Origin of the sequence: Blautia sp. 2227st1_G12_2227SCRN_220401 (assembly GCF_039062885.1) — a bacterium.
Taxonomy (GTDB): domain Bacteria; phylum Bacillota; class Clostridia; order Lachnospirales; family Lachnospiraceae; genus Blautia_A; species Blautia_A fusiformis.
In genome coordinates this window covers 42,162-56,146 of record NZ_JBCLNI010000004.1, presented here as the reverse complement: position 1 = coordinate 56,146, position 13,985 = coordinate 42,162, and the positions used below count along the sequence as shown (strand labels likewise).

The following is a 13,985-nucleotide window of genomic DNA, read 5'->3' as shown; positions in this document are numbered from 1 at the left end:
ATATTCTGTTTATACGAATTATTCCTCTGTAGCTGCAAACTCCTCAGACTCAGCCTCGATCTCGCCATCTGCCTCAGCAGTTCCCTGCTTAGCCTCGATAACAGCGTCAGCCATCTTGGAAACGATGAGTTTTACTGCACGGATAGCATCGTCATTTCCCGGGATCACATAGTCAAGCTCTTCCGGATCACAGTTAGTATCGCAGATACCGATAAGCGGGATTCCAAGTGTATGAGCCTCCTGTACGCAGATTCTCTCTTTCTTAGGATCTACGATAAAGATAGCATCCGGGATTCTCTTCATCTCTTTGATTCCGCCAAGGTTCTTCTGAAGCTTAACAAGCTCTTTGCGAAGCTCGATAACTTCTTTCTTAGGAAGTACGTCGAATGTTCCGTCAGCTTCCATTGTCTCGATCTCTTTCAGTCTTGCAATACGGCTCTGGATTGTCTTGAAGTTTGTAAGCATACCACCAAGCCATCTCTCATTTACGAAGAACTCTCCACAACGCTCTGCCTCTGTACGGATAGCATCCTGAGCCTGTTTCTTAGTTCCTACGAAAAGGATGTGTCCACCGTTGGCAACGATATCTGCTACTGCATTGTAAGCATCGTCAACCATTCCTACAGACTGCTGAAGATCGATGATATAGATACCATTTCTCTCTGTGTAGATGTACGGAGCCATTTTAGGGTTCCATCTTCTTGTCTGATGTCCGAAATGAACACCTGCCTCTAAAAGCTGCTTCATTGAAATAACGCTCATGTCTTTTCTCCTTTTTGGTTAAATTCTTCCGCACAGGTCGCCTTCTCTCTGGACCCATCCTCACACCGTAGGGCACCATCCTTATAGAATCGCCGTGCGTGCTTATTTTTGCAACTTCTGAATTATAGCATAGAAAATCCCCTTATGTAAAGGGGATTTTTCCAATTTTTTTCTGTTTTTCAGCGGTTTCCGGCAGACTTCAGAAGCTCCAGCTCTTTTTCGGTGAGAGAACGATATTTTCCTGTCGGAAGATCTGAAGGAAGCGCCAGCGGCCCCATGGATAGTCTTTTCAAATAAGTTACTTTTTTTCCCAGTGCCTCCATCATCCGTTTTACCTGATGGAATTTTCCCTCGTGGATGGTAAGTCGGATCTCAGATTCCCAGTTCTTACCGGCTTCTGCAGATTCTGTACCGAACTCCCAGGTAGAAAGGATCTCCAGCCTTGCCGGTCGTGTGAGATCTTTTTCCCCGATATCCACGCCTTCTGCCAGCTTCACGACATCTTCTTCTGTCACTTTCCCGGATACTTTTGCATAGTAGGTCTTATCCACATGCTTTTTCGGAGAAAGAAGCTCGTGTGCCAGAGGACCGTCATCTGTGATCAGAAGAAAGCCTTCTGTATCTTTATCCAAGCGTCCCACCGGAAAAAGGCCCTTTCTTCTGTCTTTCTCTTCAATGTAGTCGAGAACCGTTTTATCTCTGGAGTCCTCCGTTGCGCTGACACAGCCTGCCGGCTTATTAAAAAGATAATATACATATTCCGGTGCAGCATGGATCTCCTGCCCGTTCATAACCACCTGATCTTCTTCTGTTACCTTCAGCTCCGGTTTCTTCACAGATTTCCCGTTAACCTGCACCTGACCCTTCTGTATATATTTTTTTACCTCGCTTCTTGTACCTGCGCCGGCATCTGCCAGAAATTTATCTAACCGGACTGGTTTTTCCATTAATCATTTACCTCCCATTCTGTTACATGGGCTGCCTTTGCATCTGCTCTGATAAAATCCGGGATCTCACCGACAAATGTCATATAAAGTCCGGAATCCCCGCCGGTGCTCTCTTGTCCTTCCAGAACCACTTCCATTGTGGCATCTGCATTCCAGATAGTCCATCCGTTTACCAGCTGTGATGGACGGATACATTTTTTCAGGGCTTCCAGCTGTTCCTTTTTATCGTAACGGACTTTATAACCGTTATCTGTTTCTTCAAGATCCGAAATAGGCTCAGTGTCGGAAAAAGCTTCATCATCTTCGCCGGCAGCTTCGGAGCTGAAGTAATAAACATCAATATACTCAACAGACAGCTCATCCATAGAAAGAGGATATCCTGTTTCTTCCAAAATTGCAAGTGTTCTCTTATATGCCGGATACACCAGAACGGAGGTAGACACACTCTCTCCTTCCTGAACAGCCGGTACATTCATTCCCCATTCATCCATGTAGCCTTCTGACGGAATTCCCGCATAATCGAACATCAGCATTGCACATGGCTGATCTTTTACTGTCTGACCGCCGTTTTCCAGAATGTCCTTTCTCAACGCCTCTGCCAGCGCCTGACGCTTCTCTGCATTTTTCTCAAATAATGTTTGAATATCTCCGTCACAGAAAATACCGGTGACCTCTTTCAGATACTGTTTGTCCAGCTGAAAAAATGAATATCTGTCTTCTTTCCATGTCTGCTCATCATACAGGGCTTCCATAAGATTCTGTGCCTGTGCAGAGGATACAATATAGCCTCTGCATACACTGAATCCCTGTTTATTTATATAGCGCACATACATGCGCCTTCCTGATTTTTTTCCTTTTTCATTCTGAAGCCTGATATCCTTCAGACTGTTATATAATGCTTTACTTTTCATCACCGGCTGATCCAGCAGACCGGAACTATTGTCTGAGGTGGCAGTATACCGGATCTTATAGATTCCGTTTTCTTTTTTTTCCACATTGCAAAGCTGCTCTGTATATGAAAGATTGCTTACATTTATCACAACTCCCTGAAGATTGTCATAAGCCGGAAAATAACTGTCATATCCCAGAAGATCCATTTTCATGGTCAGCGCACAGATTGCCACAACACCTCCAAGGATCATAAGCTGCACTTTTCTGCGGAAAAATCTGCGAAAATCCATTTCATAGATCACTTCCAGAATTCCATGGACCAGGATCGTTCCCAGTATCATTCCGAAGATCCACCATGCTGTTTTGGATGAATCTTCCGGAATCATATAAAAGATCAGACCGATCCCCAGTCCGGATGGTATTGTGATCAGGGCACTTAAGACCGGCTCCATCCAGGTATATACCAGAGCTTTTCCGGTATTCTCTGACCTTCGTCTACAAAATGCCATCCAGGAAAGTGCTGCCATGATAAACAGCGTAAGGATCAGTATCAGCAACTGCTTTCCAAAGCTTCCGCTGCTGTATCTATCTATAAAGCTTACGATCACCATAAGAGGAGATCCCAGATTCCGCACTGCTGCCAGAATTCCGTAACTGCCCTCGTACCAGGTATCAAAAAATAAATGTCCGCTTAACTGCAGCATCACTGCCAGAACGATACTGTAGGTAAACAGCCCTGCCCATGCAAGTGCTCCCATCAACATGGTACCGGTGCAGGCGATCACCAGCACTGTGGAAAAATACACCAGAAGATACATCAGGAGATGGAGCACCAGCAGGATCAGTGCCTTTTTCATAATGGAAAGGCTGTAATATCCTCTGGCTGCCCCGATGCATACCGCAGCAAATTCCATGATCACATATGGCACCAGATAATAAAGAACAGCCAACAATACTCTGTGCAGAAACAGTGCACTTCGCTTTACCGGAAGGCTGTGATAGAAATCCACTTTTCTCGGGGAATACAGATACCAGAAGCCGCTTACTGCTGCAAAAAATGCGGTTACCGCAGCCACAGCTGCTCCCATTGTGAGAAAGTCACTGCTCCACAGGCTGGAATACAGATAGGAAAGCTGACTCTGAGTATAACTGCGCTCATTCCATTTTCCCATCAGAATAAGTTCCGCTACCGGAAATGCAAGGAGAAATGCGATCATGGCAAATGCCGGGATCCATCTTTGTCCTTTAGAAGAGGATTTCATATACTCACTGGAATAAATTTTTGACTTCATAGCCTGCCACCTCCGTTTCGCTGATAAATATTTCTTCCAGAGTCAGTGGGAGCACTTCGCAGAAAAGAGGATTTTTTGCCTGTATCTTCTCCATGATCTCTCTTCTTGTTCCCCTTGCAGTAATAAGCAGCAGGGAGCCCTGATGCTCTGTTTTTAAAATATCCAGCTCTTTCTTTAATTCTTCTTCTTTCTTTTTGTCAGTAAGTACACACTGGATCTTATGGATGTGGAATTTCATATCCTCCAGATCTCTGGAAAGGAGAATTCCTCCCTGATGAAGAAGCCCGATGTGATCGCAGATATCTTCCAGCTCACGAAGATTGTGGGAAGCGATCACCGGCGTAAATTCACGACTCATGATCTCCGATGCAAAAATACTTTTTACTGCCTGGCGCATTACCGGGTCCAGGCCATCAAAGGTTTCATCACAAAACAGATATTTCGTTCCTGTACTGATTCCCAGGATCACCAGAAGCTGTTTCTTCATTCCCTTGGAAAAAGTGCTGATTTTTCGTTTTCCATCCAGATGAAACTGCTTCATCATTGTCTCAAAACGCGCCTGCTGAAATCCCGGATAAATACAACGGTAAAATTCTGCCATGTCCAGAGCATTGTAATTTGCCGGAATATATGCATCGTCCGGGATGTAGAAAAAATGCTCTTTGATCTTTTCATTTTCAAAAACCGGTTCTTCATCCATCAGCACCTCTCCTCTGTCCTGACGGATGATCCCGGCCATGATACGGAGCAGAGTACTTTTTCCCGCACCGTTGGAGCCGATCAGTCCAAAAACCTCCCGTTCCCCGATATCCATGGTAACCTTATTTACTGCCTGTATCTTACCAAAAGCTTTGCTGCAGTTTTTTATCTCAATCATTGTTTCCCTCCTTATAGCATAAGCGGATCACACCGATCATTTCTTCCTCCCCTACTCCCAGAGCCATTCCCTTTTCTGTGATCTTTTTCAGCTCACTTAAGGTTTCTTCCATACCGATCTGCCTGATCCTGCTGCTGTCTGTGACAAAACTACCTTTTCCCTTCACCGGACAGATCAGCCCCTGCTGCTCCAGTTCCATATATGCCCGCTGGATGGTATTGGGATTGATGGATAATTCCACGGCCAGCTGCCGCACAGACGGCATCTTGGAAGATGGCTCCACAGCTCCTGACAGGATCAGCATCCGGAATTTCTCTACGATCTGCTCGTAAATGGGACGTCTGTCCTGATAGTCCAAGAATAACATACGACGCTCCTTTCTCTGTAATCTGTGTATTAAGTGTATTAATTCTTTTAATACACTTATGATAGCACATGATACAAAGGTACGCAAGAAATGGTCTCTTAAATAAATATAAAATCTATATAAATTTACCGGCAGCAAAAGATTCCGGCATATTTTTATAAAAAAATCTGTAATGGCATCCTTATACTATGATTCCACTACAGATTCTCTGTAAAGCAAATATTCATCTATCACTCTGCCTGATCCAGTAGCAGGCAGACATTCGTGTTCCACATTGGATCAGACAGCCCGGTAGCCACGTTTTTCTCCCCGGCGTGCAAAATACTGATATCCTCCGATCATCGCTGCCGCAAAAACACCATAGATCATCAGAAGGCTTCCTGCTCCGGCTTTTTCCACCAGAGTCTGGGCATATTCACTGAAAATAAGTATCCAGGTATTGGCTCCGATGTGCATCAGCACACTGGTCCACTTATTACCACCCATCTCCAGAAACCACGCAAAAATCCCTCCCAGAACAAACGCATACACAGCCTGCAGGACATTTCCGTGATAAATTCCGAAAAACGCCGCAGAGATCACAGCGGAAAACAGTACAGAAAAGTGATCCCGAAGTCGCAGATAGATCAGCCAGCGAAAGATCATTTCTTCTGCAACAGGCGCTATGATCCCCATCCAGAAGATCATCATAAATAAACTCTTTCCTGATGTGATCTTCGTCATCGTCTCTCCATAGCTGGATGAGATCCAGTTCTGCAGGATTGCCACCAGCACATTGGCATATTGGGCAAATCCGGCTCCAGCAGCAAGAAGAAGCAACATTTCAGGAATAGATAGCCTTTGTTCCTCAACGGAAGTCAAACCGCCGATCAGCCTTCCTATACGATCCTTCCGATAAAAATATACTGCTGGAAACATAACCAGCACTCCGGTAAGTCCGGTGATCACCAGCGTATAACTATAGTATCTTTCCTGTGCGTTGCCGACATGCCCTGCCAGCCAGAGAAGCACGGCACTTCCGAGGATCTGTCCGATAAGATAATGGATTCCTGCCGGATAAAGCTCCCTCCACACTATTTGAAAAATATTCTGTCTGTGCAGAGGGGTCAGACGAAAAAATTCAGAAGTTCATCTGCGGAAGCTACGATCTGAAGAGGCTGTGCCTTTTCCAGTTCTTCTCTGCTTCCATATCCGTAAGATACAGCCACACACTGGATCCCGCATCGTCTGGCTCCAAGAATGTCATGTTCTCTGTCACCCACCATGATTACCTGGTCACGGTGGTCAGAAAGGCTCATTCTTTCCAGAGCTTCCTCGATCACCTGAGATTTGGTTACTTTCGGTCCATTGAGGTCCGTCCCGGCGATCACCTCAAAATACCGGCTCAGATTAAAATGGTCCATGATCTGTGTTACGTAAAAGGTCGGTTTCGCAGACGCCACAGCCAGTCTGTAGCCACGACGTTTCAGTTCTGCCAGAGTGTTTTCCATGCCGGGATAAACGGTGTTCTCATACATTCCTTTTTCTGAATACCGCTCTCTGTAATATTCAATTCCCTTCTGTGCTGTCTCTTTATCAAATCCCGCATATTTCATAAACTGTTCCAGAAGCGGCGGACCCACAAAAACCTTCAATGGCTCCAGCTCCGGTGCCGAAACTCCAAGTTTCTCCAGTGCATACTGTACAGATTTCGTAATCCCCTCTCCGGATTCTGTCAGTGTTCCGTCCAGATCAAAAAAGATTGCCTTATACATAAATTCCTCCTGTTGTATAAAATAATCAGTAAGTATGCCTATTGTATCACTGTTTTTCTGGTAAGTCCATGGTTTCATAGTACAGCTTCCCGGATTTCACAAATCCCATGAGTTCTGCTTTCCAGGGATTTCTGCTTTTTTTCGGTAATTCCGCCAGAAGCTTTTTTCCTTGCCAGTAAAAATCACATTCTTTTCCATTGATCCGAAATGAAAGGATCTGGAACGGAATATCCGGACTGATCTCTATCCGGATCCTGTTACCGTCTGTTTTCATTCGGATCACCGGTTTTTGCTCTTTTTCTTTTTTCCTATCCGACGTTCCTGTTGGTTCTGTCCGATAGTAAGATAATGCCGGATTTTGCTTCTTCTCCCTCTTTGATGCATCTGTCACTGACTTTCGACCTGGTTTTTGAGTCAACGTTACAGATGGACTTGCTGTCACTGTCTGTATGGGGATTGGTTGTTCAGTCAGTATTGGCAGTTTTGTTGGTATTGGCGTTTCCGTCAGTTTTTCCGCAGGTGTATCAGCTATCTCTACTTCTGCCGCAGTATTTCCATTTTCCATAAAGCTTTCTTCCTGAGAACGTACCTCATCTGTCTGAAAATCTAAATTCCATTGTGCAGACTCCTCCTGATCATTCTCTGATTCTGCCCAGGCAGCGGAATACTCCTCAGTATTTTCTTCTTCTCTGTTCCAATTACTATCATCACTTCCTTCTCCTGCATAGCTTTCTTCCCAGTCTTCCGGCAGCTGTCCGGTTCCTTCTCCCACATTCATATCAAATCCACCGGTATCAAAACTATCCATTCCTGACACATCAAATCCATAGACAGCAATGGAAGGGATCATCCAGCTGCATAAGACCAGCAGAAACAAAACAATAAAACAGGTTTTCCTACTAGGAATTTTCATTTCTTTTGGTTTTTTCTGATCACTTTCTCTTCTTTTTCTCATTGATCTCCTCCCAAAGCTGCAGATTTCTGCTTTCACTGTCATCCAGTAATTCCGCTTTTTCTTTCTCTTTATAATCTTCCCACAGCTTTCTGCTGGCCTCTTTCTGACCGGTCCGAATAAGAAACATCCCATATTCCCCGTAGGCCACAGGATATTCTGCATCATACAGAAGAAGATTTTCATAATATAAAGCCGCTTTTTCCGGTTCACACAAAAGCTCCGCATTCCATGCCAGCAATAGCTCAATACGACGCTGCTGTTCTTTTTCCCCATAATTTCTACTTAACCTCTGGAGTCTCTTTTCCGCTGCCATACAGCACTTTTCCCGATCTTTTGAGTCTTCCGGATACTGTCTGGCTTCGTAATACAAATCTGTTACTTCTGAGATCGCCACAGAAAATTCTTCCGTTTTCAGCAATCCTGCTATCAAGATCAGTGTTCCTATCAGAATCCCTGCAGCTGCCGCTTCCAAAAATCGTTTTCTCCAGGTGATCATCCGATATCTATTTTCCAGCTTTTGGATTTTCTTCTGAACCACTGACATATCCGAATATCTGTATTTTTCCTGTTTTCTGGTACATCGGAACAGAAGCCAGAAAAAATCCGGATATAAAATCCACTGCCATTTCTTTTTTCCGTAAAGCTTTTCCAGGGTCTTCCCCAGAGCATAAATATCACTTCCCGGTCTTAAGTAGCCCTGATACTGCTCCGGCGCCGCATAGCCTTTCGTTCCTTCACAGATCTGTTTTCTTTTTCCATGATCGAACATGGCACTTCCAAGATCTATCAGATACAGATGCCCGGTTTCTGAAAACATAAGATTATCCGGTTTCAGGTCCCCGTAACAGACCGATGGCTTCCGACTGTGAAGATATTCCAATACTCTGGCAATCTCCTTTCCCAGAGCAAGGATTTCCCGTAAAGAAAACCGTTTTCCTGAACGGAGAAGTTCTCCCAGCGACTGACCCTTGATATATTCCATGATCAGATAACAGTACTCCCCTGTTTCCACATAATCGATAATCTTCGGTATTGCAGGATATTCCAGATGCTGCATGAGTCTGGCTTCTTTTTTCTTTGCGATCGGTATCTCTTTCACTGCACGGCAGATACCAAGCTCCATATCTTTTGCCAGATAAAGGCTTCCACCTCCGCCATGTCCAATTTGTTCTACAATGCAATAACGTTCTTTCAGAACATTTCCGATCAGACAGATCACCTTCCTCTCATTTCTGTCAGACAATATTTATAATTACGTTTCTTATTGATTTGGGATAATCCGGTGAATTCCGGTTTGAAAAAAATCAGATAACTTATAGTCAGGCAGAAATTCGTGATCTGCCCTCGTTTAGGATAAGTCCTATTATAGCACGTCCTGTTCTTTTTGCAAAGAACTTTCTATATAAAAAGTCCGCCGGATATAGCAGACAAAAAATGTCTCTTTATCCGGCGGTCTGTCATTATTCATAGTGTTTGTATCTGTAAAACTATACCCTACATACGATCCGGTGCAGAGAATCCAAGAAGATCGATGCTTGTCTCAAGCACTCTTCTTGTAAGCTGGAGTAGCTGAAGGAAGGATTCCTTCTGTGCCTGATTCTCTTCGCTTAAGATCTTGGTCTCATGGTAAAAGCTGTTAAATGCATTGGATACCTCATAGATATATGCACAGATCTTATGTGGTGCTTTTTCTTCAAAAGCGTTCTCAACCATTGCCGCAAAGCCGGAAAGTTGAAGCATCAGGTTCTTCTCACTGGCATTGACTGCCGGAAGGATCTTACCTGTACTTAAATCTCCTCCCTCCTGTACATAACGGTTCAGGATCGACTTAATACGAACGATAGTATAAAGGATATACGGACCTGTATTTCCCTCAAAGGATGTAAAGCGGTCAACATCAAAGATGTAATCCTTGGTCGCCTGGTTGGAAAGATCTCCGTATTTGATTGCGGAAAGTCCTACGATCTTGGCAGTATCCTTTGCATCTTTATCTTTTACACTGCGATTCTCCACGATCTTACGATACATTTCCTCATCAATATCTGCGATCAGGTTCTCCAGACGCATAACACCGCCTTCTCTTGTCTTAAACGGTTTACCGTCTTTTCCATTCATGGTACCGAAACCAAGGAAGGAAAGCTTGGTCTCCGGATTTACAAGACCGGTTTTTCTTGCGCAGCGGAATACCTGGATAAAATGCAGCTCCTGACGCTTGTCAACAACATAAAGGATCTCATCCGGCTGAAAGAGTTTCATACGCTCTACGATAGTAGCAAGGTCTGTGGTCGTATAGAGAGAAGCTCCGTCTGATTTCAGAAGCATACATGGAGGGATCTCCTTGGTATCACTCTCTTCTTTTACATCTACAACAAGAGCACCCTGGTCCTCATAGGCAAATCCTCGCTTCTTCATGTCTTCTACCATATCCGGGATGTACGGCTGTGCATCGGATTCTTTTTTCCAGAGGTCAAAGTCTACGTTCAGATTCGCGTAGTTTCTCTTAAGGTCTGTTACAGATACATTCATAATGTGGTTCCAGAGAGCCATGTATCCGGGTTTACCCTGCTGAAGAAGATGGGTTGCCTCCAGTGCCTCATTACGGTAAGCCTCATCCTCTTTTGACTTCCCACTGGCACATGGATAGATCTCTTCCAGCTCGCTGATAGTAAACGGTGCTTCTGCCGGATATTCACCGGTAAAGCTGTCATCAAAATATACCAGCTCCGGTTTTCGGTGTTTCAGCTCAGTGATGATCAGTCCCATCTGAAGGCCCCAGTCTCCAAGATGTACATCACCGATCACCTTATGTCCTACAAAACGTCCGATACGCTTGATGCTCTCACCGATGATTGCAGAACGGAGATGTCCTACGTGAAGCGGCTTGGCAACGTTTGGTCCGCCATAGTCGATAATGATCGTCTTCGGATTCTTGGCAGTCTCAACAGAAAGCTTCTCATCCTCTGCCATCTTATTCATGTATTCTGCAACAAATTCCGGGTTCACATCCAGGTTGATAAATCCAGGCTTTACAACTTCTGCTCTGGAAAAGATCCGGCTCTCTGACAGCTGTGCTACCACATCATCAGCGATCATAAACGGTGCTTTGTGATATGCTTTGGCTCCTGCCATAGCACCGTTACACTGATACTCACATAAGTCCGGTCTGTTGGAAACAGTAACTTTTCCGTAGGACGGATCATAACCTGCTTTTTCAAATGCTGCGGAAAGTTCTTCCGCCATCTGTTCCATAATCTTCTTCATATTTCAAACTCCTCATATCTTTGTTTCTGTATTTTATGCTTATAACGTCACTTTTCTTGAACATGCGACTGCAAGGGCACCATAACCGATATGGCAGGCAACACTTAAGGAAAGGGGATCCATATGTATCTCCATTCCCGGAAATACCTCCTGGATCTCTTTTTTAAATTCTTCTGCTTCTTCCAGATTTCCTGTATAAGCAGCCTGAAGACACATCTCACCGTCAGATGCGTATTCCTTAAAACGTGTTTCCCAATCATTCTTCATTGCCTTCAGCATGGCACGTTTGGCCTGCTTCTTGCCACGGACCTTGGCGTAGGCATCCAGCTTCTCTCCCTGGATCTGAAGTACAGGCTTCAGGTTCAGAACCGTTCCGATGGCTGCTGCTGCCGGTGTGATCCTGCCACCTTTTTTCAGATATTTCAGGGTGTCAAGTGTGATATAAATACTGGAATCGAGTTTCTGATCCGTAAGGATCTTCTTGATCTCTGCGGCACTTTTTCCTGCCTCGGCAAGCATCTTAGCATCCATTACAGACTGTCTCTGTGTTACGGAAATCCGCTGATTATCCACTACCTGAACACGACCATTATAATCAATAGCAAGTCCCATTGCAGTAGAACAGGATGCACTCAATCCGCTTGACATCGGAATATGAACGATTTCCTCATAATCTCTCAGAAGCTTGTCCCACAGATCACAGAGATCAGCCGGACTTGGCTGAGATGTGGAGATCGGTTCATCCTTCTTAAGCTTCTCATAAAACTCTTCCTGTGTGAGAGTTACACCTTCAAGATACATTTTTTCATTAATATAAAACGGCATCGGTATCACATAAACGCCAAGCTCTTCGGCCTGGGCCTGTGTGATACCACTGTTGCTGTCTGTTACAATGGCAATTTTGCCCATTCTTTCTCTCCTCCTGGTCTGTTATCTCACAGTTCAAAGAATTAATGCATCAGCCCCTGATGAACTAATTCTTTGAACTGCTGTAAAAAGCCATGATGTTAGTGTATCATATTTTTTTCTATATCACAATTGGAAATTTTCTGTGACCTTCGCTCACAAAAAACACCTCGCGGAATATTACCAGTGAACAGTAACCGCAAACAGTAACTAAAAAAACAGCTGCCATACAAATATTTATGCACAGCAGCTGTCACACCATTTATCAAAAATATCCTTATCTATTTATGATCTGTGTCTTATTTCATTTCTCTTACGATCTTTCGAACCGGAAGAACAAATGTCGGAGATACGGACAACTCATCCAGTCCCATCTCTACAAATCTCTCAGTAAGTGTAGTGTCCGCACCAAGCTCACCACAGATTCCGGCCCAGATACCTTCTTTGTGTGCATTATCCACAACCATCTGGATCATACGGAGAACTGCCTCATGATGGGAATCATAGATATTATCCAGCTTTGCATTCTGACGATCAATAGCCAGTGTATACTGGGTCAGATCATTGGTTCCGATACTAAAGAAATCAACCTCTTTTGCAAGAAGATCACTGATCATAACAGCTGCCGGAGTCTCGATCATGATACCCTGCTCCACGTCATCACGGAACGGGATCCCCTGTTCCTTAAGCTCTGCTTTTACTTCTGCTACAATAGCCTTGATCTGCTTCACCTCAGTTACAGAGATGATCATCGGATACATAATGGAAATATTTCCGAACATGCTTGCACGGAAAAGCGCTCTCAGCTGTGTCTTAAATACTTCCGGACGGTCCAGACAGATACGGATCGCACGATATCCCATTGCAGGGTTTTCCTCATGCGCCATATTAAAATAATCGATCTGCTTGTCCGCTCCGATATCCAGAGTACGAATGATAACTTTTTTGCCGGCCATATTCTGAGCTACGGTCTTGTAAACCTGGAACTGCTCTTCCTCTGTAGGATAGTCTTCTTTTTCCAGGTATACGAACTCACTTCGGAAAAGTCCAATACCTTCCGCATCATTGGCAAGTACATTCGCAACATCACCTGTACTTCCGATGTTGGCATAAAGGTGGAGCTTACGACCGCTCTTGGTAACAGTTTCTTTACCTTTCAGCTCTTTGAGCATTGCACGCTGTGCAAGTTCATCGGCACGCATATCCTCATATTTTTTAAGGGTCTCTGCATCCGGCTCAACGATCAGATTTCCGCTCTTTCCGTCTACGACTGCCATCTTACCGTCCATGGACTCATCGTATTCAATATTGATCAGCGCCGGAATATTCATGGTTCTCGCAAGAATCGCAGTATGTGAGTTAGAAGAACCTTTTCTTGTGACAAAAGCAAGAACCTTGCTCTTATCCATCTGTACAGTCTCACTTGGTGCAAGATCCTCTGCAACTACGATCACCGGCTCGGATGCTTCAAGCTCTCCATCTCCATGGCCGGAAAGCACACGTACCAGACGGTCTGAGATATCCTTTACATCAGCTGCTCTTGCTTTCATATAATCGTCGTCCATCTGTGCGAACATTGATGAGAAGTTATCACCAGTTGTTGCAACCGCATATTCTGCATTTACAGACTCTGTACGGATAATGTTGTGGATGGAATCCAGATAGTCATCATCATCCAGCATCATCTGATGAACCTCAAAGATTGCCGCTCCGGACTCTCCAACTTCCTGAAGAGCCTTGTCATAAAGCTTCTGAAGCTGTGCCACAGCCTGCTCTCTGGCTGCCTCCACACGCTTTACCTCTTCTTCCGGATCCTCCACGTGAACACGTTTAACACTGGCGTCAACTTTCTGGAGGATTGAGATCTTACCGATCGCAATACCGGAAAATACAGATTTACCTTCCAAAACCTTCATGAAATTATCTCCTTCTGTTTTTATATTTGCCCACTTATGATGTATTATATCACACTA

12 protein-coding genes are annotated in these 13,985 nt (G+C 44.4%); all 12 read right to left on the bottom strand.

Annotation, left to right across the window (positions count from 1 at the left end):
- Positions 1 to 18 precede the first annotated feature (18 nt).
- The 12 genes from rpsB to ptsP all read right to left on the bottom strand — a co-directional run bounded on the left by rpsB (position 19) and on the right by ptsP (position 13,928).
- Positions 19 to 762 carry a 30S ribosomal protein S2 gene (gene rpsB, locus ABCM67_RS03025; RefSeq protein ID WP_044960678.1) on the bottom strand — a complete coding sequence of 248 codons (744 nt, stop codon included), beginning with the start codon at positions 760 to 762 and terminating at the stop codon, positions 19 to 21.
- A gap of 179 nt (positions 763 to 941) precedes the next feature.
- Positions 942 to 1,709: a pseudouridine synthase gene (locus tag ABCM67_RS03020; RefSeq protein WP_147603069.1), complete on the bottom strand. Its 768-nt coding sequence runs from the start codon at positions 1,707 to 1,709 to the stop codon at positions 942 to 944.
- Positions 1,709 to 3,892: a DUF6449 domain-containing protein gene (locus ABCM67_RS03015; RefSeq protein WP_147603070.1), complete on the bottom strand. Its 2,184-nt coding sequence runs from the start codon at positions 3,890 to 3,892 to the stop codon at positions 1,709 to 1,711. Before ABCM67_RS03015 ends, ABCM67_RS03020 begins: the two co-directional genes overlap by 1 nt.
- Positions 3,867 to 4,769 carry an ABC transporter ATP-binding protein gene (locus tag ABCM67_RS03010; RefSeq protein ID WP_147603071.1) on the bottom strand — a complete coding sequence of 301 codons (903 nt, stop codon included), beginning with the start codon at positions 4,767 to 4,769 and terminating at the stop codon, positions 3,867 to 3,869. The genes ABCM67_RS03015 and ABCM67_RS03010 overlap by 26 nt, the downstream gene beginning before the upstream one ends.
- The gene (locus ABCM67_RS03005; protein ID WP_015524662.1) at positions 4,762 to 5,136 is read right to left on the bottom strand and encodes a GntR family transcriptional regulator; all 375 of its coding nucleotides are present in this window, start codon (positions 5,134 to 5,136) and stop codon (positions 4,762 to 4,764) included. The genes ABCM67_RS03010 and ABCM67_RS03005 overlap by 8 nt, the downstream gene beginning before the upstream one ends.
- Before the next feature lie 279 nt (positions 5,137 to 5,415).
- Positions 5,416 to 6,210, bottom strand: a complete 795-nt coding sequence (locus tag ABCM67_RS03000) for a CPBP family intramembrane glutamic endopeptidase (RefSeq protein ID WP_256163518.1) — start codon at positions 6,208 to 6,210, stop codon at positions 5,416 to 5,418.
- A gap of 32 nt (positions 6,211 to 6,242) precedes the next feature.
- Complete coding sequence (locus ABCM67_RS02995; RefSeq protein ID WP_114002610.1) at positions 6,243 to 6,890, bottom strand: HAD family hydrolase; 648 nt, start codon at positions 6,888 to 6,890, stop codon at positions 6,243 to 6,245.
- A gap of 46 nt (positions 6,891 to 6,936) precedes the next feature.
- On the bottom strand, positions 6,937 to 7,845 hold the full coding sequence (locus ABCM67_RS02990) for a hypothetical protein (RefSeq protein ID WP_147603072.1): 909 nt from the start codon (positions 7,843 to 7,845) through the stop codon (positions 6,937 to 6,939).
- Positions 7,823 to 9,064, bottom strand: a complete 1,242-nt coding sequence (locus ABCM67_RS02985; protein ID WP_178016103.1) for a protein kinase — start codon at positions 9,062 to 9,064, stop codon at positions 7,823 to 7,825. The genes ABCM67_RS02990 and ABCM67_RS02985 overlap by 23 nt, the downstream gene beginning before the upstream one ends.
- 275 nt (positions 9,065 to 9,339) lie before the next feature.
- Positions 9,340 to 11,106: an arginine--tRNA ligase gene (gene argS, locus ABCM67_RS02980; protein ID WP_147603074.1), complete on the bottom strand. Its 1,767-nt coding sequence runs from the start codon at positions 11,104 to 11,106 to the stop codon at positions 9,340 to 9,342.
- 39 nt (positions 11,107 to 11,145) lie between these two features.
- The gene (locus tag ABCM67_RS02975; protein ID WP_015524658.1) at positions 11,146 to 12,015 is read right to left on the bottom strand and encodes a DegV family protein; all 870 of its coding nucleotides are present in this window, start codon (positions 12,013 to 12,015) and stop codon (positions 11,146 to 11,148) included.
- A gap of 296 nt (positions 12,016 to 12,311) precedes the next feature.
- Complete coding sequence (ptsP, locus tag ABCM67_RS02970) at positions 12,312 to 13,928, bottom strand: phosphoenolpyruvate--protein phosphotransferase (RefSeq protein WP_015524657.1); 1,617 nt, start codon at positions 13,926 to 13,928, stop codon at positions 12,312 to 12,314.
- Positions 13,929 to 13,985: the final 57 nt, after the last annotated feature.

Bases quoted from the DNA above. Each gene is read 5' to 3' on its own strand.
- ABCM67_RS03020 (WP_147603069.1), bottom strand. From the start codon at position 1,709: ATGGAAAAACCAGTCCGGTTAGATAAATTTCTGGCAGATGCCGGCGCA.
- argS (WP_147603074.1), bottom strand. From the start codon at position 11,106: ATGAAGAAGATTATGGAACAGATGGCGGAAGAACTTTCCGCAGCATTT.
- rpsB (WP_044960678.1), bottom strand. From the start codon at position 762: ATGAGCGTTATTTCAATGAAGCAGCTTTTAGAGGCAGGTGTTCATTTC.
- ABCM67_RS02975 (WP_015524658.1), bottom strand. From the start codon at position 12,015: ATGGGCAAAATTGCCATTGTAACAGACAGCAACAGTGGTATCACACAG.
- ABCM67_RS03005 (WP_015524662.1), bottom strand. From the start codon at position 5,136: ATGTTATTCTTGGACTATCAGGACAGACGTCCCATTTACGAGCAGATC.
- ABCM67_RS03010 (WP_147603071.1), bottom strand. From the start codon at position 4,769: ATGATTGAGATAAAAAACTGCAGCAAAGCTTTTGGTAAGATACAGGCA.
- ABCM67_RS02990 (WP_147603072.1), bottom strand. From the start codon at position 7,845: ATGAGAAAAAGAAGAGAAAGTGATCAGAAAAAACCAAAAGAAATGAAA.
- ABCM67_RS03015 (WP_147603070.1), bottom strand. From the start codon at position 3,892: ATGAAGTCAAAAATTTATTCCAGTGAGTATATGAAATCCTCTTCTAAA.
- ptsP (WP_015524657.1), bottom strand. From the start codon at position 13,928: ATGAAGGTTTTGGAAGGTAAATCTGTATTTTCCGGTATTGCGATCGGT.
- ABCM67_RS02995 (WP_114002610.1), bottom strand. From the start codon at position 6,890: ATGTATAAGGCAATCTTTTTTGATCTGGACGGAACACTGACAGAATCC.